Consider the following 18,120-nt stretch of genomic DNA (forward strand, 5'->3'; position numbering starts at 1 on the left):
GGAGTCAAATTTTTGGGCGAACACACTACCACTCGCACAGCACCCGCGAAATCCAGCACAGGCTACCTTTTACCGCAATTAAACACACTAGACTGGGTACTACTTGTTATGTGCGGTATCGGTGGTGTTTGGCTGTACCATCGGTCCGCTGTTGGTGTGCATTATTTGTGGCAGTGGAAAGAGGCACTTGAATTACTTTTCACGCCTAGAGCAGATGGTGGTTTGCCCTACTTCTTCCAAGGTTTGATTTCGACGTTAAGGCTCAGTATTTGGGGCATCAGCTTCGCATTAGCGTTTGGCACTTTGTTAGGCTTAGCACGCTTCTCTCGTTCCGTTTGGTTGCGCACACCTGCCAATGCGCTTATCCAGTTAGTGAGAAACATCCCTCCGTTGGTGTTTGTTTTTATTTTCTACTTTTTCATTTCTAACCAATTGATCCCGTTACTCGGTTTGGAAGATCTTCTACGAAACTACAACGGCGAACCAAATGCGCTACAGCGCTTTCTGTTTGGGCCTTCTAACCTTTGGGAAAACCTTGCCTCTGGCGTGTTATGTGTCGGCTTACTCTCTTCTGCCTACATTGCAGAAGTTGTGCGCGGTGGTTTACAAAGTATCGACCAAGGTCAGTGGGAGGCGGCTGACTCATTGGGCTTGTCTCGGTGGGTGAAATACCGATTTGTTATCGCGCCACAGGTGCTTAAATCAATAACACCTGCACTTGCCGGTCAAACCATCTCTTTGGTGAAAGACACCTCTATTGTTTCACTGATTTCGATACAAGAAATGACGTTTGTTGGGACAGAGATGGCAAATTCATCAGGGTATATATTTGAAATTTGGTTGATTGTCGGCCTCGCTTACTTCTTAATTTGTTTTGGTCTGTCACTTATTTTTCGCCATATTGAAGCAAAATCGGAAGCCATTTCAAATTAACTCAACCGCATATGTAATTAGGCACATTTGATTCATCAAATCAGAATTGCACCCTGTTACATTGGCAAGATGCTAAATTTTCGGCGTTTTTCATGGAGTTAAAGAATCAATCCGACTACGAGCGATACATAAAACAAGATAATCTTGGTGAATATTACGTAGTTCTCAATCAATTCACTTTTCACAGTGTTTATCAGCCAATTTTTGATAGACGCCAACGTATTATTGGTATGGAAGCCTTACTGCGTATTCGTGGCATTGATGGTTCCCTAATTCGTCCTGACGTGTTTCTGGCCAATAATGGTCTTGATCCCTACTTTCGCTTATGTGTAGAGTTTTTATCCAGAGCAATGCACATTAGAAATTTTGCACGCTATTTCGCAGGGACACCGATCAAACTGTTTCTTAACGTCATGCCTCAAACGCTACTCACACTAACCAAAGACATGGGCTTTAAAGATAACGGCCTGCTTTACAAACGCCTTTCCGAACTTGGTATGAGCCCAACAGACGTAGTTTTTGAAGTAGTCGAAGAGTCATGCGGAAATACGGATTTATTAATCAAAGCCGTACAGTTAATGAAAGCGAATGGTTTTATCTTTGCTATCGATGATTTTGGCGCCCAACATTCTGACATCGCACGTGTTCAGCAGCTCTGCCCTGACATCATCAAAATCGATCGTTCTTATTTGCTAGACTACTGCGCCGGAGAAACCTTTTCCATACATAGCGCCGTTGATCTAGCGGATCATATGGGAGCAAAAGTCATTATAGAAGGGGTTGAAGAAGACGGGCAGCTACAAGCTATGTATCAACTTAATTTGGATTATTACCAAGGCTTTTACTTAGGAAAGCCTTGCGCCATTCATCACTGGACAGATAGCCTAAACATCGAGACGACAGTGCATTAACACTGCCCACTTACAGCACAGTGAAACCAAAAAAGCGCCGATATAATATGCTCGGCGCTTTTTAGTTTTACTCAGATGTCACTTATTTAGTTAAGCGTTCATTTCCCTAGAAAAAATCAATAGAATTACGTCCGCTCTTCGGATCACGAGTCGCTTGCGGTTTGTCTTCTTTTTTGCCTTTCTTAGCAGACTGAGACAACGCTTCTTTCTGCGCTTTACGCTCTTTATGTGCCGCTTTACGGCCTGTTGATTTAGGCCCAGAAGCTTTAGGTGACTTACTTTGACGAGACTTATCTTTACGAGAAGACTGCGCTTCTTTTTTCGCTTTCTTTTCTGCTTTTTGCTCTGCCGTTTCAGGTTCGGTTACTGGCGCATCGCAAACCACAACATAATATTCCTGGTTAAACTCAAAAAAGTCACCATCATACATCTTGCGGCGCTTACGTGTTTCTAGTTCACCATTCACCGCGACGTAGCCTTCCTCGATGATATGTTTTGCTTCGCCGCCACCGCTGACCAAGTTTGCGATCTTAAAAAGCTTGTACAGTTCGATTGGATGCGCATCAACATCGATGCCAATCGCTTCGATCTCAATCTCTTCGCCTTCTAAATACTCTTCGTGGTCGTAATCTTGGGTCATGTTACTTACTCTTACTATTTAATGCCCTGAAGTTTAAACGCAATGCTTAAAAATAGAAACCTCTGGCGATGTTCAATCACCGATTCGCCTTGGCATTTGAGCACCTCTTAACCCATTTAACTTGTCGCTCGTTAGCTTGTATACCGATGCGTAGCTCAAACGAAGCTGCAATTACGCAACCTGAAGGTATATACTCTCTAAGTTATTGTTGAAAAGAGCGAATACTTTGTCTCAACCAAGTAGAATTACCTTTGTCACTGCGAACTTGTTTAATTTTGTCGCACCGCCTAACGCCTACTATGATTTCGAGAACATATACTCGTTAGAGCAATGGCGAGACAAACTTTCGTGGACGCAACGTCAAGTTGAAAAACTGGAAGGCGACGTGATTGGCTTACAAGAAGTGTTCAGTATCGAGAAGACCCAGGCATTCTTTTCAACCATCGGCTACCCCTACTTTGCGACCGTTGACACCCCACATGTTGAGGATGAGTACATTTACTCAAGCCCTGTTGTGGCAATCGCCTCTCGGTTTCCAATAGAAAAAGTACAAGCGGTAGAGTTTGACTTAGCAACGCTTGAGCCTTTTGGAGTAAGTGTTGCTCCAGAGTTCAGTCGCAAACCTATCTATGCCCAAGTAATACATCCTGTACTTGGTCATATCGCCGTTTACGTAACGCACCTGAAATCTCAACGCCCGGCCGACTCAGAACAACCAGAAACGTCTAGCACGATTATTGGGCGCTGGTTATCCACCCAGCAAAGAGGCTGGGAAGCAGCGATGTTAAGAGACGCGATGCAAAAGAGGTATCGAAAAGAACCAATGCCGACAGTGTTAATGGGCGATATGAATCAACCTATCACTCCTATCAGCGTTAACAGCGCATTGGTATCCAATACTGGTGACAGCGTCACTGAATTACAACTCAAAGATGGTTGGTTATTGCAAAGTGACACCCTGAAGGATGAACGCCCAGCCACGCACTATCATTTTTCCACTGGGAATGTACTCGACTATATCTTGCTCTCACAAGAGTTTGACACCTTATCAGATATATCGGTTGCCGAGGTTGTTGACTATCAAGTGTCTAACCAACATCTGATCAACCCGATTTATGACAGAGATAAAAACGCCAGCGACCACGCATTTGTGGCGCTGACGGCTGAAGTAAAGCTTTGAGCAACCTATTTAGTTACTTAGTGACGTTTCACAATTTTACGCGGGATAAGTTCTACGCCAGGCTTGTAACGCTTAGCGGAAGCATTGAGTGCTAACTCCATTGCGCTGTCCGCGATCAACTCAAACTGTTGAGGCAAAGAGTTGATTTTCACAGGCAAAAAGTCCAGCAGTCGATTATCACCAAATGTCGCTAAACGCACCTTTCCCATCAGTTCTGGTTTTTCTAGCATTACATCCAACACACCTTCTAATAGTGTGTATGACGTTGTAACAATGGCATCTGGCAATGCGTTCTCTGTTAACCAACTCTCTAAGACTTTCTTGCCTTCTTCCCGGGAGAAGTGTTGTCCATAACCCACTGTTGCCGTTTTGCCACCTTGTTGAGAAGCAGATAGAAAACCGAGCTCACGCTCTTTTGAGACTTGAAGATCTTGCAATGCACCGATTAAGCCAATGGACTTAATATCTTCGGACAGTACTGACTGAGTGAGTTCAAGTGCGGCGTCAAAATCTTCGCTGATGACACAACAAAAGTGCTCATCATCCATTGGACGGTCTAGCGCGATAACTGGCGTACCAGAATTTTGCAACTTAAGATAATACTCGTTTGCAGTGGGCATACCACTTGCCACAAACAACGCATCAATACGACGACTGACTAATGCTTCCGCCACCTTTTGCTCTGTATCAGGATCATCATCAGAGCAGCCAATCAAAATTTGGTACCCCGCTTTCCGGGAGTTTTGCTCTATCAGTTTTGCAAGACGCGCATAACTGGTGTTCTCTAAGTCTGGGATGATAAGCCCAAATGAGCGTGAATTACCTGCCCGCAAGGAAGACGCCGCATGATCTGGCTTATAATTGTACTCTTCTACAACGGCCATCACCTTTTTCTGAGTCTTCTCGCTGATGCGGTATTTCTGCGCTTTTCCGTTAATCACATAGCTTGCAGTTGTCTTAGAAACACCCGCTAATTTGGCTATTTCATCCAGTGTCATATTCTAAACCTTATTCTGTGCGCGCGATCATATTAATACATCAACGATCTTTCGATAAGTTGAATTATAAGCTGAACCGATTCAGTATAAAAGCTGAAAGGATTCAGCAAAACTTAAAAATTGACGTAAATCACCCGAACACGCAACAAACCAATTTGTGAGCTAGGCTATAGGACAGCGGCAAAGGCTCGTTTGTTAACGTCAGTTTTTAAAACAGTTTTTCTGAGTCTTTTAAAAAATTTACCAACAAGCTGAATCGATTTAGCTTGAAATATAAAAGGTTTGAGGAGTGATAAGCGCTCAGAAGAAGCGGCGTTCAACTTCTCACACAGAATACATTTTTAAATTGATACCTTAAGGCTGGAGAAGCACCATGCTTAAGCTAAATAAGAACGACATTACCCTCTCGCAATCAGCGACAGATAAGTTTGAAGCAATAAAGAGTATTGCTCATAGCCTGACTGATAAAGGCCTAGTTGAGCAAGGTTACGTTGAAGGCATGCTAAACCGTGAAAACCAAAACTCTACGTTTTTGGGGAACGGTATTGCCATACCGCACGGTACAACCGACACTCGTGCAATGGTGAAAACAACGGGTGTTGCTGTGCACCACTTCCCACAAGGTGTCGACTGGGGTGATGGCAATACTGTGTTCGTCGCTATCGGTATCGCAGCTAAATCTGATGAGCACCTTGGCATTCTTAAACAGCTCACCAAAGTGCTAGGCGCAGATGGCGTAGAAGAGCGTCTGCGTAATGCAAAAAATGAAGACGAAATCATCGCCCTACTGCACGGTGATGTTCAGCTTGAAGCAGACTTTGACGCTTCTTTAATTCAACTGATGTTCCCTGCGAGCGACATGCTACAGATGAGTGCTGTTGCTGGTGGTCTGTTGAAAAATACGGGATGTGCTGATAACGAATTCGTTGCAGATCTCGTTACCAAACAACCAACTCACTTAGGTAACGGCCTGTGGTTAATTGGCAGTGACAAACATGTCACTCGCACAGGTGTGTCATTTGTCTCGACGGCAAACGACTGCGAATATGAAGGTCAAAAAGTGCGTGCACTTGTCGCGTTCGCGGCATGTAACAATGCTCACCAACCTATCCTAAAAACGCTTTCTAATATTGTGTTTAACAATGAACACGGCAAGCTTTTAGATGCATCAGTAGAACAGATTCTTGCTTTGTTCAAAGGTGAAGAAGTCACAGCTGCATCTTCAGAAGAAGGCAATACCGCTGTATTTAAAATCAAAAACTCTCACGGCCTACATGCTCGTCCGGGGGCAATGTTAGTCGCAGAAGCGAAAAAGTTTGAATCCACTATACGTGTTTCCAACCTAGACGGAGATGGAAAAGCAGTAAACGCGAAGAGCCTAATGAAAGTCATCGCGCTGGGCGTTAAGCACGGTCACCAACTTCAATTTACAGCAGAAGGCCCTGATGCCCCGCAAGCCTTGGAGTCTATCGGAAATGCAATCGCTTCTGGCCTTGGTGAAGGTTAAGGACCCGATATGACAAACAAAACAAATAAGGTTGTCACTATTACGCTCAACCCGGCATTGGATTTAACAGGTTCAGTAAATGAACTAAACGTTGGTTCCGTGAGCTTAGTACAGCAAAGCAATCTCCACGCGGCTGGTAAAGGCGTAAACGTAGCGAAAGTATTGAGCGATTTAGGCGCAGACGTCACGGTTACCGGCTTTCTCGGTAAAGATAACCCTGAGCTATTTCATCAGCTTTTCAATGACATCAACGTTAAGAATGAATTTGTGGAAGTAAAGGGTGCCACTCGTATCAACGTTAAGCTGGTTGATGCCAATGGCAACGTCAGTGATATCAACTTCCCTGGCGTTCAAGTAGCGGCCGACGAAATTACTCGCTTTGAGGAGACACTATTTCGTCTAGCGGAGACGCATGATTACTTTGTACTTGCAGGTAGCTTACCTGGAGGCGTAACCGCCGAACAATGCGCTGCATGGATAGAAGCACTGCATCAACAAGGCAAAAAGGTGTTGTTCGACAGTAGCAAAGCCGCATTGAAGTCAGGTATTGAGGCTCACCCATGGTTGATTAAGCCTAACGATGAAGAACTTGGTGATTTTGTTGGCGAACATCTAGCAACACCTGAACAATGCCAAGCTGCAGCGCAAACACTGAGCGACAAAGGCATAGAAAACATCGTGGTTTCTATGGGACCTGACGGTGTTATGTGGCTCAACCAAGGCGAATGGCTTAGTGCAAAACCGCCTCGAATGAATGTAGTGAGCACCGTTGGCGCAGGCGATACGCTGGTCGCTGGCTTGTGTTGGGGCCACATGCAACTGATGCCTAAAAACGATTTATTGCGCTTCGCTACGGCACTTTCTGCTTTGGCAGTTAGTCAAGTTGGCGTAGGGCTAACCAGTCAGGAAGAACTGGAAAATATCAAGCGACAAACTGAAGTTAGCGCGCTTTACCCTATTACAAACTTAGAACAAAACTAAGGAACAGAAGGTTATCGTATGAATATTGCCATTATTACTGCCTGTCCGAGCGGTGTAGCAAATAGCATCCTTGCGGCAGGATTACTAGAACAAGCCGCCGCAAAATTAAACTGGAATGCCAAAATAGAATGTCAATCAAGTGTGGTTGAACCAACACTATTGACGGAAGCTGACGTTGAACAAGCAGAAGTCATTGTCATTGCGGCAAATACTAGCGTCGACACTTCTCGTTTTGTAGGAAAAAAGGTTTACCAAGCGGAAATTAGCGAAGTAGCAAAAGACGCAACTGCGTTTCTCCAGCAAGCGGTTGAAAACGCCACTTTACTTGAAAAAGCAACCACACTTGCAGCCCCTATCACTACAGATACAACATCAGCATCAAAGAAGATTGTTGCAATCACGGCATGCCCTACTGGCGTTGCGCATACCTTTATGGCGGCAGAAGCTTTAGAAGAAGAAGGCAAGCGTCGTGGCCATCAAATCAAGGTGGAAACTCGTGGTTCAGTTGGCGCTAAAAACCAACTGACTGAGCAAGAAATTGCAGATGCCGATCTGGTGATCATTGCTGCGGATATTGAAGTGCCACTTGATCGCTTTAACGGCAAAAAGATGTACCGCACGAAAACAGGCCCAGCTCTGAAAAAAACAGCCGAAGAGATGGACAAAGCATTCGAGCAAGCCACGATTTACCAACATTCAGGTTCTGCAAATTCTGCTTCGGCAGCAGACGAGAAGAAAGGCGCTTACAAACACTTGATGACAGGGGTATCGCACATGCTGCCTGTGGTTGTCGCTGGTGGTTTGATCATCGCCCTATCGTTCGTGTTTGGTATTGAAGCATTTAAAGAAGAAGGCACACTAGCAGCAGCCTTGATGAACATTGGTGGTGGCTCTGCATTCGCATTGATGATTCCTGTACTTGCTGGCTATATTGCGTTTTCAATCGCTGACCGTCCTGGTCTCGCTCCTGGTCTTGTTGGTGGTATGCTAGCAAGTTCTACTGGCGCAGGTTTCCTTGGCGGTATCGCGGCTGGTTTCATTGCTGGTTACGCAGCGAAACTCCTCGCAGATAAGGTGAAACTGCCACAATCGATGGAGGCGCTTAAACCGATTCTGATCATTCCATTTGTGGCAACATTGTTCACTGGTCTTGTGATGATCTACATCGTAGGCGGCCCAGTTTCAGGCATCATGAACGGCCTGACTGACTTCCTAAACAACATGGGTTCTGACAGTGCAGTACTACTGGGTATTATCCTTGGCGCAATGATGTGTTTCGACCTAGGAGGCCCGGTAAACAAAGCCGCTTACGCATTTGGTGTTGGCCTTCTGGCTTCACAAACTTACGCGCCAATGGCGGCAATCATGGCCGCAGGTATGGTTCCTGCGCTAGGTATGGGTTTAGCGACCTTCATTGCGAAGAACAAATTTGAACAAAATGAACGTGAGGCAGGTAAAGCATCATTTGTCTTGGGCCTTTGTTTCATCTCTGAAGGCGCAATTCCATTTGCTGCGAAAGATCCAATGCGCGTGATTCCATCTTGTATGGCAGGTGGCGCACTTACTGGTGCCCTATCGATGCTATTCGGTGCGAAATTAATGGCACCACACGGCGGTCTATTCGTGCTGCTAATTCCTAACGCAATTTCACCAGTATTAATGTATTTAGTGGCTATTGCAGCAGGTACAGCGGTAACTGGCTTTACTTACGCATTCTTAAAAAGCAAAGCAGAAGCGAAACAAGAAGTCGCAGCTTAATTAGAGCGACTCCGGTTAACAATGCCACCCTCGAATTTGGCATTTAGCACCTCCCTTTAATTCCGGTTAAGGGAGGTGTTTTTTATTCCGCAGCCGGAACGGCTACAATGTCTACTTCCCCACTGCTCATATCCACCGTTGCTTGATAAGCGCTATGCGGGTCACCGTAGTGCTTGAAGGTAAAGTGGTAAACGTTAGCTGGCGTCCACAAGGTTTTTGACTCTGCGGGCAGAATGTCATAGCCGTCTTGCTGATAAAGCTCTGTCGCCATTACATTTGCGATTGCCGCCTGCTGGTTAGCGTCTCGATCCACCTTTGGCTCTAGTGACGGGTTACTTGGATAAGACTCACCGTTGTAACTCATGAGTCGATATGAGCCATTACTCCAAACGATAAAGTCCTGCCAACCATTACTGTAACTGTCGGCTAGTACAATAGGCGTGCGAGTTACCGACATTCGATTAATAACGTTTCCCTCATTATCAAACATATATGCAGAGCAGCCACCACTACCACAGAAATAGCGATCTTGAAGCAACACTATGTGTTCTGCCTTTCCGTCGCTGTTTAGGTCGGCGCTACCCGATAGATAACGTAGATTGTCTTGCTCGAGCGACAGCCCTTCAGGGGCTAAAACCTTACTATCAATCCAACTGGAAATTACTTCAGCACTAACACTGTTGACTTTAGGGGCAGGTTGTTTGGTTTCTGTCGGCATGCTATCCGTCGCGGTGCAGCCAACCAAGGTGAAAGAACCAACGAAGAAGAGTCCGTTTAATATGCGCTTATTCATGTAATCTCAATCTTTGATGTGTCGTTACATCAGTATACGCATGATTTGCATTGTAATCGTAAGAAAATCATTAAAATCAAGCAAATGAATGGTTTGGTATATATTAGTAAGATCAAAAAAGCCCCGAAGAAAACCTTCAGGGCTAGGCAGGAAGCTGGCAAATAGCCAGGAGTCCCTATGCAGTGGTCGGTTTTACCCTAAACAGAATTGCAAACATCACTGGCACCACTATCAGTGTCAGTACAGTAGCAAAACCAAGACCTGCCATAATCGTTATTGCCATCGAGCCAAAGAAGGCGTCGAAGACCAGTGGAATCATCCCCAAGATAGTTGTTAGTGCCGCCATACTTACCGGACGAACGCGGCTTATCGCACTATCAACAATCGCGAGGTAAGGATCTTTACCAGACTCCAACTCAAGGTTAATTTGGTCAAGCAACACAATACCGTTTTTCAAAATCATGCCACTTAGGCTTAACAAACCAAGGAATGCTGTAAAACTGAACGGCATGTTCGTGGTAAGCAAACCAAAAGCAACGCCAATGATCGCTAACGGAACGGTGAACCAAATGACCAACGGCTTTTTGATTGAGTTAAACAGTAAAATAGTAATGATGAACATCAACAAGTAACCCATCGGCAATGAACCGAATAGGCCTTCTTGTGCATCTTTGGATGATTCGTACTCACCACCCCATGTGATTTCGTACCCTTCTGGAACATGCAATGCCATCACTTTAGGCTGTACACGAGCAAATAAGCTTGCTGCCGTGTCGTCACTCAACACATCATGGTCCGCGAGAACGGTTAACGTACGCTTACGGTCACGACGCTGAATTAGCGGCTCACTCCAATCCAGTTGAACGCCATCAATCACTTGATCAACCGGAATATACGTTTGCAACGAAGGACTCCAAATGGTCACGTTTTGTAGTGATTCAAAATCTACGCGTTCTTCTTCAGGAAGGCGTGTCATAATTGGCAACGTATGTGTACCATCACGCAAGTAACCTAAGGTGCTACCACCAAACGCCATTTGCAGTGTGCTTGAAAGATCTTCTTTCGAAATACCTAAGCGACGAGCTTTAGACTCATTGAAAACGGGTACAAGTTCCTTGGTGCGCTCTCGCCAATCGTGACGAATGTTTCGGGCACCAGGATCGGTATGAAGGATGTCTTCAACTTGCACCGCCAAGTCACGTAAAACTTGTGGATCAGGGCCAGTAATACGCGCTTCGATCTTAGACGCTGGTGATGGACCAAATTCCATCAATTTAAACTGGAACGTAGGCGCATCAAATGTTTTCGCCAGATTATCATCTAACTTATGCAGTAAACCAAACATTTTCTCACGATCAGTCGCGCGAACTTGGAACTGAGCGTACGCTTCGTAACTTTTTTCTGGTTGATAGGTTAAAGCAAAACGCTGTAGGCCCTGCCCAATCGAAGCAGAAACAAAGTCAATATCATCTTGCTGACGAATGTAGCTTTCGACCTCTTCAGCTTTTTTGATCGTTTCACGGATGTCAGTACCCTCTGGCATCCACATATCCACGTAGAACATCGGCGTATTCGATGGTGGGAAGAACTGCTGTTTTACATTACCAAATGCCACGACAGCACCCACTAATAGCGCCACCATGCCAGCAACGGTAAGCCAGCGGAATCGCAATGCAAATTTCAGCGATGCCCCAAATACGACAAACAACCAGCCTTTATAAGGATCATCTTCGCTAGTACCCTGCTCTTTGTTTTCCTCTTTCAACAAAAGATCGGCAAGGAAAGGCGTCAGTGTAATAGCGGTAATCCAGCTTAAAAATAATGAGAAACACAGCACCCAGAATAGAGAGCCCATGAACTCGCCTGTCGCATCTTGCGACAAGCCGATAGGTGCAAAAGCCGTAATTGCAATAACAGTTGCGCCCAGCAAAGGCCATTGTGTTTGCTTTACAATATCGACAGCCGCTTGAACTTTGGTACGCCCTTTCTTTAGGCCAACCAATATGCCTTCCACGACAACAATCGCGTTATCAACCAGCATACCCAAGGCAATAATTAACGCGCCAAGAGAAATACGATGCAGTTCGATGTTGTTGTAATTCATCAAAATGAAGGTACCAAATACCGTCAATAACAACACAACTCCAATGATGACACCACTGCGTAAACCCATAGTAAACAGCAACACAATGATTACGATCGCCACTGCCTCCGCTAGACTAATTACAAACGCTTTAACAGATTCATCCACCTCATTGGCTTGGTTGTAAAAGTAGTTCATATCGATGCCAGCAGGCTTGATAGACTCAAGGCTCGCGAGCTCCGCATCCAAACGTTCACCAACCTCAACCACGTTCACACCCGATGCAAACGAGATACCGATATTAATCGCTTTTTGACCGTTAAAGAGTACGACGTTGCTTGGCTTCTCTTGAATACCGCGAGAAATCGTTGCTACGTCTTTTAGACGAATTAGATTTCCTGTGTCACGGCCATGAATGATCAGATTTTCTAGTGCTTCTACAGTGTTTAAGGTGCCGCTTGGGCGAATAACAAGGCTTTCGCCATTGACCATCACTTCACCTGCTGAAACCACATTGTTTTGCTGGTTCAACAAGCTCGAAACCACATTCATGTCTAAGTTCAGTGCAGCAAGGCGATCAAGTGAGATCTCAACGAATAGCATTTCTTGCTGATCGCCCGTGATGTCTACCTTACCAACACCATCAACAAGCTCGATTTCACGGGTCAGGTAATCCGCATAACGTTTCAGCTCTACATAGTCGTAATCGTCACCAGTGAGCATTAACATCACGCCATAAACGTCACCGAAATCATCAATGATCTGTAAAGACTGAACACCTTGAGGCAATGATGGTCGTAAATCATTAATTTTACGGCGCATTTCATCCCAAATTTGCGGCAGTTCATCAGGACCATAGTCCATTTCCATGCTCACCGTTATTTGAGACATACCATTAGAAGACGTAGAGGTAATTTTGTCGATATAAGGGAGTTTTCGAATCTCTTTTTCTAGAGGATACGTCAGCTCTTCTTCAACTTCTTTTGACGTCGCGCCAGGGTATGTTGAGATGATCATGGCATCTTTGATCGTAAATGCCGGGTCTTCTAATCGTCCAAGCTCCAAAAATGACGTTAAACCACCAACAGCAAGGATAATAATGAACAACCAGCTGATGACTTTGTTTTTTATTGAATACTCAGCAATGTTCATTATTGGTTATTCTCCACAACATCCACATGTTTACCTTCGCGTAATTTACGCAGATTTGAATTAATCAGAATATCGCCCTGGCTAACACCTGACGACACAATGGCTCCATTGCCATTCACTTGAGAAATCATGACAGGCACCCGTGTGACAATGTCACCTTCTTTTTTCCACACAAAGAACTCATTCCCTTCACTGCCTGCTTGAAGCGCCGTGACAGGAACACTGTAACCATCAATAGAGGTAATGCCCGCCTTCACCATATCGACCAAAACGCTTACGCTGGTTCCCGGCAATATCTCTGTTTTTGGCTGTGGCATCGTCAAGTACATTTCGTAGGTTTGAGTTTCAGCGTTGGGTTCACTTGTGTGCTCTAAATAGTCCAAAGCAAATCTGCCATCGATGCCGGAGAAGGTTGCTCTAGGCTTGTAGCTCATGCTGTCTGAGTTTGGGTCTACCATCGCTAAAACATTGTCGGAAAGCTCAATGCGCACGTAAACCAAATCGTTTTGGTATAGGTTTAACACGGGTTCACCAATTGCCACACGCTCAAAACGTTCTTTGAAAACATCAGATACTTTACCGGCGAAAGGGGCGAATAAACGGGTGTAATTCAATTGATTGGTCGCGTTATAGAAAGTAGCCTCAGCTAGCTCTTTATTGGCGGTTAGCTCATCAAGTTCCGCTTTTGAAATCATTTGACGTGCATGCAAGTCTTCACCGCGTTTAAGCTGACGAATTGCAAGTGTGTATTGTGCTTCTGCGTCATTCACGGCTTGCTTCTCTTTGCTATCATCTAGCTTTGCGATCATTTGCCCCTGCTTAACAACGTCACCCGCTTTAACCAATACGTGCTGAACTTCCCCAGCGCGGCGAAATGCCATTGGCGTTTGCTCTGCAGGCACTACTATGCCTTTGAACGCGCGATGTTGACTTTGTACTGGTGCATCCACCGAGATAGTCGACACAAAAAGTGGCTGCTCGACGATAGCTTGGTTTTCATTTTTGCACCCTGTTAAAACTGCAAGTGCAATCGCAGAGATCGTAAGTAGAGAATGTTTCATTAAATGCCTCCCTCACGAACCCAAGCTTTCACCACTTGTCCTTCAACCAGTCTCTCAACACCAGCAATAACAACGTAATCATTGTTATCAAGCCCGGCTTTCACACCACCTGCTGCATCAAGTGAAACTGTGACTTTATTGACCTGCTGCGTGTTTCTGTCCATTACCCAAACTTCACCTTGCGTCCCATTTTTGTTAACCCAAGCAGACTGAGGTAACGTCATCGCGTCCGATACATGTTGTTTAGCAATGTGTACCTGCCCTGTCATACCTGTCAGCAAATTGCGATCTTCTGGTCGAGTGATGGTCACGATCGCCTCATAACTATTGGTATCGATGTTTGGCTGCGTCGAAATTTCTTTAAATTGCCCAGGAATACGTTTTCCTGGCTCGCTATCCATCGTCACCCACATATCGGAGTTTTGCAGTGACTCAAGTGATACGGATTCCGCATAACTTACAGGCAAGGTGAACGACACATCCAACGTCGTGTTATCAATGAGATTCAAGATCTCCTGCTTCTCTGCTACTACTTGAAACGGGTTGACATAGGTATATGACACTATGCCATCAAACGGTGCATGAATTTTGGTATAGCTCAAATCGGTTTTAGCTTGTTCGTAGTTCGCCAATGCCGCTTTATATTGAGTTTCTTTCTGATCGTACTCATCAGTACTAATGAGTTTTTTTCCGTAAAGGTTTTTCGCGCGGTCCCATTGTGTTTTCGCTAACGCGTACTGCGCTTGAGCGGCATCTAACGCAAGCTGAAGATCTTTAGGGTCTAACGTTGCGAGCACTTCACCTTTTTGGACCTTTTGACCCATGCGTACACGTAATTCATCTACCTCTCCACCAACCTGAAAAGAAAGCTGCGCGCGATGTGTTGCATCAATACGCGCTAAAAAGGCGTGCGAGTCTTCAAGTTCTAGGTCTTTCACCGCCAGTAATTTTACAGGTTTGATTAAAGGTTCAGACGGCTCAGAAATGGCTTTATTACACCCAGTTAGCATTCCAGAAAGACTTAATGTCACCACTGCGCCAACTAAAGTGCGCTTTAAATATTGTTTTCGCACCCGCTTTCTCCGTAGGTTTTATATATTACACAGCCGTGCAGTATAAGCAGAATTTGAAATTGATCAACATATTTTCCAGGTGGATAGCAAATTAATTAGTCAAAGCGTTCGGTTTCTGGTAAAAGTAAGCGCGTGATTAATATTCGGGAAAATTCGAACTATGAATGAAAGAAAGCAGGGGCGTAGAAGTGCTGAAGCAGCAGAACAAACTAAGTGTCTGATCCTTAAAGTGGCAGCAGATATGTTTTGTGAACTTGGTTACGAGCGTGTCTCGCTGCGCAATATCAGTGAAAAGGCTGGTGTTTCACATAGTTTGATCCGTCACCACTTCGGCAGCAAAGAGAAAATCTGGCAAGCGGTTAGCGATGCAATGGACGAGTTCATGCAGTGCTATATGGCTGAACTCATCAATGAAATGCCGGAGAACACACCTTCGAATAGAAAAATTTATCTGTTTATGGTTCGCATGCTAGCATTTGCTCTCGTCAATCCTCATCCAGTACAGATGATCGCCGATGCCATTCGACAAGGCGATGACGGTGCTCTACTGCAGTATTTCTTAAAGTCAAAAGATGAGTTCGCTGCAATATTTACCGGAATTTTCGAGCAGTACAACAGCGAAAACCCTAATGCACAATTTGATCAGTGGGAATCAAAGTGGCAAATGTTGATCTTCGCACATGGTGCTGTCAGTCTCGCGCCAATGATGCAAGAAACATGGCCGGATATTGCAGATAATCGCGAAAAACTGCTGATCAAGCATTGGGAATTGTTTAATACCATTATGGCCTCTCAATTTGGGATCGCAAAAGAAGAGATGATTCATCCGGAAAAGCTTGAAGATATCGTTATTGATATGTGCTGTACTATTGATGAAGCAGTAAACTAAAAGCAAACAAGCGAAAAGAAGACATAAAAATGCCGAGCTACAAAGCTCGGCATTTTTGTTTCAATTCGTTTTAACCACGGTAGTAGCGTTGTGGTACGAACGGCATTTTTTCAACTGTCATTGGTAGCATTTTGCCACGCACTTCAGCGAACACTTCAGTACCAATCGCCGCCAAATCCGCACGAACATACCCCATTGAGACTGGCTTACCTGCATTCGGGCCCGCCGTACCGCTGGTTACAACGCCAATTTTAACGCCGTCAGCATCAAACAGTTCAACACCTTCACGCACTGGCGCTTTGGTTTGACCTACTAGACCCACACGCTTACGCGCCACATCTTTAGTCTCAATCTGTTTAAGAATAATGTCTGCGCCAGGGAAACCACCTTCACGTTCACCACCAATACGACGAACTTTTTGGATACCCCATAGCAAGCTCGCTTCAACGGGTGTTGTTGTTGTGTCTAGGTCATGACCGTATAGACAAAGGCCACACTCAAGACGAAGTGAATCACGAGCACCAAGGCCAATCCATTCAACTTCATTTTCCGCAGTCAGTTTACGTGCTAGCTCTTCCGCTTTGTCAGCAGGAACCGAGATTTCGTAACCGTCTTCGCCTGTATAACCACTACGAGAAACAATACACTCGGCGCCTAAAATATCGACTTTACGAATATCCATGAACAGCATTTCAGAAACTTCTGGTGCAAAACGCGCCAATACAGCCGCCGCTTTAGGGCCTTGGATTGCAAGTAGAGCTCGGTCTTCGATAATTTCTAGCTCAACACCAGATGGTAAATGCGCTTGTAGGTGTGCGATATCTTGCGCTTTACATGCTGCGTTCACAACCACAAACAGATGATCGCCTAGGTTAGCCACCATCAAGTCGTCCATGATGCCGCCCTCTTCATTAGTGAAAAAAGCGTAACGCTGTTTACCAGACTCAAGATCCACAATATCCACTGGAACTAATGTTTCTAGGAACGCAGCTGCACCGTCACCAATTAGGCGAAGCTGTCCCATGTGAGAAACATCAAACAGACCTGCCGCATCACGAGTATGTAAGTGTTCCTTCTTTACGCCTAGAGGATACTGAACAGGCATATCGTAACCCGCGAACGGGACCATTTTGGCACCAACTTCAACGTGAAGTGCGTGTAGTGGTGTTTTCAGTAGTTCTTGAGTCATTTTCGTCTCCATTTAGATAGACCCGAGAATGCTATCGGCATTCGATGTGTTTCCAATAATAAACATGGCTCATTCTATTTTGCACGAACAAGACGTAGATCGACTTGCAAAAGTGTGACTCTTAACATTTTAATCACAACAAATCGTACAAAAAAAGCGCTTTAATGAGTAAGTTCTCATCAAAAAAGCGCTTTTTCATCATAACGACCACCAACAGCAATCGTTTGCTTTCACTATAGGAAATTTACAAGTATTTATCACTATTTGGCTGTCACCCACAAAATGAGCGCATCTTCCTCGCTAACACTGGTCAACATATGTCCCATATTTGCATCGTAATAAACGCTGTCTCCCTCGCTTAAAACAACAGGTTCGTAAAACTCAGAATAGAACATGACCTCACCAGATAAGATAAGTAAAAATTCTTCGCCGTCATGACGAACCCAGTCTTTATATTCATCAAAACTACGAGCTCGAATTTGGCTCTTAAACGGCATCATTTTCTTATTGGAAAGTTGTGTCGCGAGCAGTTCATGTTCATAGGTTTGTGTTGGGTGTGGTTTACCTTCATTCTTCTTGGTAACATCCCTGCGCCCTGTCGCTACCTTTTTTCTAGGTGGCTCAAAGAGTTGTGGCATGTCAATTTGTAAGCCTAGTGCCAATTTTTGCATCGCTTGAAACGTCGGGGAGATCTGCTCATTTTCTATTTTGCTCAGTGTAGATCGAGCAAGCCCGGTTCGCTGACTCGCTTCTTCTAATGTGATACCGAGTTTCGAGCGGATATCCTTAATACGCTGGCCCAGTTTTAACGGCTCGATATTTTGGTCATGTTGCTCTTTTGCCAACGTCATCGATGGGTATTCATCGTAAATACTTTCTGCCATAAATCCCTCTATAGATATCCATATTTTTTGTCTTACTCGCATTGTGCATGAAGCACATAGTGGATAGAAGTCCACCAAGTGAATTAAA

General features: G+C 44.8%; 15 protein-coding genes. 7 read left to right on the forward strand and 8 right to left on the reverse strand.

Features of this window, described 5'->3' with window-relative positions; translation table 11 throughout:
- Positions 1–12: 12 nt before the first annotated feature.
- On the forward strand, positions 13–933 hold the full coding sequence (locus R7Q47_RS06090) for an amino acid ABC transporter permease (RefSeq protein ID WP_213962477.1): 921 nt from the start codon (positions 13–15) through the stop codon (positions 931–933).
- A 92-nt stretch (positions 934–1,025) separates the two neighbouring features.
- Positions 1,026–1,844, forward strand: a complete 819-nt coding sequence (locus R7Q47_RS06095) for an EAL domain-containing protein (protein ID WP_213962478.1) — start codon at positions 1,026–1,028, stop codon at positions 1,842–1,844.
- Positions 1,845–1,950: 106 nt separating this feature from the next.
- Here the strand turns inward: R7Q47_RS06095 and R7Q47_RS06100 are convergent, their stop codons facing one another.
- Positions 1,951–2,484 (reverse strand): RNA-binding S4 domain-containing protein, encoded by a 534-nt coding sequence (locus R7Q47_RS06100; protein ID WP_005376400.1) that lies wholly within the window; start codon positions 2,482–2,484, stop codon positions 1,951–1,953.
- 226 nt (positions 2,485–2,710) lie between these two features.
- On the opposite strand from R7Q47_RS06100, the gene R7Q47_RS06105 reads away from it, so the two are divergent.
- Entirely contained in the window at positions 2,711–3,664 is a 954-nt protein-coding gene (locus tag R7Q47_RS06105) for an endonuclease/exonuclease/phosphatase family protein (protein WP_025767799.1), read from the forward strand.
- Positions 3,665–3,681: 17 nt separating this feature from the next.
- Here R7Q47_RS06105 and cra read toward each other — a convergent pair whose 3' ends face one another.
- On the reverse strand, positions 3,682–4,662 hold the full coding sequence (gene cra, locus R7Q47_RS06110; RefSeq protein WP_086047419.1) for a catabolite repressor/activator: 981 nt from the start codon (positions 4,660–4,662) through the stop codon (positions 3,682–3,684).
- Between the two features lie 373 nt (positions 4,663–5,035).
- On the opposite strand from cra, the gene fruB reads away from it, so the two are divergent.
- The 3 genes from fruB to fruA are packed head-to-tail and all read left to right on the forward strand — an operon-like array spanning position 5,036 to position 8,908.
- Positions 5,036–6,169 carry a fused PTS fructose transporter subunit IIA/HPr protein gene (gene fruB, locus R7Q47_RS06115; protein WP_005386065.1) on the forward strand — a complete coding sequence of 378 codons (1,134 nt, stop codon included), beginning with the start codon at positions 5,036–5,038 and terminating at the stop codon, positions 6,167–6,169.
- A 9-nt stretch (positions 6,170–6,178) separates the two neighbouring features.
- The gene (gene pfkB, locus R7Q47_RS06120; RefSeq protein ID WP_318088696.1) at positions 6,179–7,150 is read left to right on the forward strand and encodes a 1-phosphofructokinase; all 972 of its coding nucleotides are present in this window, start codon (positions 6,179–6,181) and stop codon (positions 7,148–7,150) included.
- Positions 7,151–7,168: 18 nt separating this feature from the next.
- Positions 7,169–8,908 (forward strand): PTS fructose transporter subunit IIBC, encoded by a 1,740-nt coding sequence (gene fruA / locus R7Q47_RS06125; RefSeq protein ID WP_033906530.1) that lies wholly within the window; start codon positions 7,169–7,171, stop codon positions 8,906–8,908.
- An 82-nt stretch (positions 8,909–8,990) separates the two neighbouring features.
- On the opposite strand, the gene R7Q47_RS06130 is transcribed toward fruA, so the two are convergent.
- The 4 genes from R7Q47_RS06130 to R7Q47_RS06145 form a co-directional block, all read right to left on the reverse strand.
- Positions 8,991–9,701, reverse strand: coding sequence for a hypothetical protein (locus R7Q47_RS06130; RefSeq protein WP_005376411.1), 711 nt, complete (start codon positions 9,699–9,701; stop codon positions 8,991–8,993).
- Between the two features lie 175 nt (positions 9,702–9,876).
- Positions 9,877–12,936 (reverse strand): efflux RND transporter permease subunit, encoded by a 3,060-nt coding sequence (locus R7Q47_RS06135; RefSeq protein WP_169628827.1) that lies wholly within the window; start codon positions 12,934–12,936, stop codon positions 9,877–9,879.
- A complete protein-coding gene (locus tag R7Q47_RS06140) occupies positions 12,936–13,997 on the reverse strand; it encodes an efflux RND transporter periplasmic adaptor subunit (protein ID WP_154204341.1) in 1,062 nt (353 codons plus the stop codon). The genes R7Q47_RS06135 and R7Q47_RS06140 overlap by 1 nt, the downstream gene beginning before the upstream one ends.
- Positions 13,997–15,070 (reverse strand): efflux RND transporter periplasmic adaptor subunit, encoded by a 1,074-nt coding sequence (locus R7Q47_RS06145; protein ID WP_154204340.1) that lies wholly within the window; start codon positions 15,068–15,070, stop codon positions 13,997–13,999. The genes R7Q47_RS06140 and R7Q47_RS06145 overlap by 1 nt, the downstream gene beginning before the upstream one ends.
- 160 nt (positions 15,071–15,230) lie before the next feature.
- Here R7Q47_RS06145 and vdeR point away from each other — a divergent pair, with 160 nt between their 5' ends.
- The gene (gene vdeR, locus R7Q47_RS06150) at positions 15,231–15,959 is read left to right on the forward strand and encodes an efflux transporter transcriptional repressor VdeR (RefSeq protein WP_017820966.1); all 729 of its coding nucleotides are present in this window, start codon (positions 15,231–15,233) and stop codon (positions 15,957–15,959) included.
- Positions 15,960–16,029: 70 nt separating this feature from the next.
- Here the strand turns inward: vdeR and gcvT are convergent, their stop codons facing one another.
- On the reverse strand, positions 16,030–17,148 hold the full coding sequence (gene gcvT, locus R7Q47_RS06155; protein WP_154204339.1) for a glycine cleavage system aminomethyltransferase GcvT: 1,119 nt from the start codon (positions 17,146–17,148) through the stop codon (positions 16,030–16,032).
- A 260-nt stretch (positions 17,149–17,408) separates the two neighbouring features.
- The gene (locus R7Q47_RS06160) at positions 17,409–18,032 is read right to left on the reverse strand and encodes a helix-turn-helix domain-containing protein (RefSeq protein WP_005376429.1); all 624 of its coding nucleotides are present in this window, start codon (positions 18,030–18,032) and stop codon (positions 17,409–17,411) included.
- Positions 18,033–18,120 lie beyond the last annotated feature (88 nt).

It is taken from the genome of Vibrio sp. Vb0349 (assembly GCF_033338975.1).

Excerpts from the sequence above, each read along its gene's own strand:
- R7Q47_RS06095 (WP_213962478.1), top strand. The coding sequence starts at position 1,026 with ATGGAGTTAAAGAATCAATCCGACTACGAGCGATACATAAAACAAGAT.
- R7Q47_RS06140 (WP_154204341.1), bottom strand. The coding sequence starts at position 13,997 with ATGAAACATTCTCTACTTACGATCTCTGCGATTGCACTTGCAGTTTTA.
- gcvT (WP_154204339.1), bottom strand. The coding sequence starts at position 17,148 with ATGACTCAAGAACTACTGAAAACACCACTACACGCACTTCACGTTGAA.
- pfkB (WP_318088696.1), top strand. The coding sequence starts at position 6,179 with ATGACAAACAAAACAAATAAGGTTGTCACTATTACGCTCAACCCGGCA.
- R7Q47_RS06100 (WP_005376400.1), bottom strand. The coding sequence starts at position 2,484 with ATGACCCAAGATTACGACCACGAAGAGTATTTAGAAGGCGAAGAGATT.
- vdeR (WP_017820966.1), top strand. The coding sequence starts at position 15,231 with ATGAATGAAAGAAAGCAGGGGCGTAGAAGTGCTGAAGCAGCAGAACAA.
- cra (WP_086047419.1), bottom strand. The coding sequence starts at position 4,662 with ATGACACTGGATGAAATAGCCAAATTAGCGGGTGTTTCTAAGACAACT.
- R7Q47_RS06160 (WP_005376429.1), bottom strand. The coding sequence starts at position 18,032 with ATGGCAGAAAGTATTTACGATGAATACCCATCGATGACGTTGGCAAAA.
- R7Q47_RS06135 (WP_169628827.1), bottom strand. The coding sequence starts at position 12,936 with ATGAACATTGCTGAGTATTCAATAAAAAACAAAGTCATCAGCTGGTTG.
- fruA (WP_033906530.1), top strand. The coding sequence starts at position 7,169 with ATGAATATTGCCATTATTACTGCCTGTCCGAGCGGTGTAGCAAATAGC.
- R7Q47_RS06130 (WP_005376411.1), bottom strand. The coding sequence starts at position 9,701 with ATGAATAAGCGCATATTAAACGGACTCTTCTTCGTTGGTTCTTTCACC.
- fruB (WP_005386065.1), top strand. The coding sequence starts at position 5,036 with ATGCTTAAGCTAAATAAGAACGACATTACCCTCTCGCAATCAGCGACA.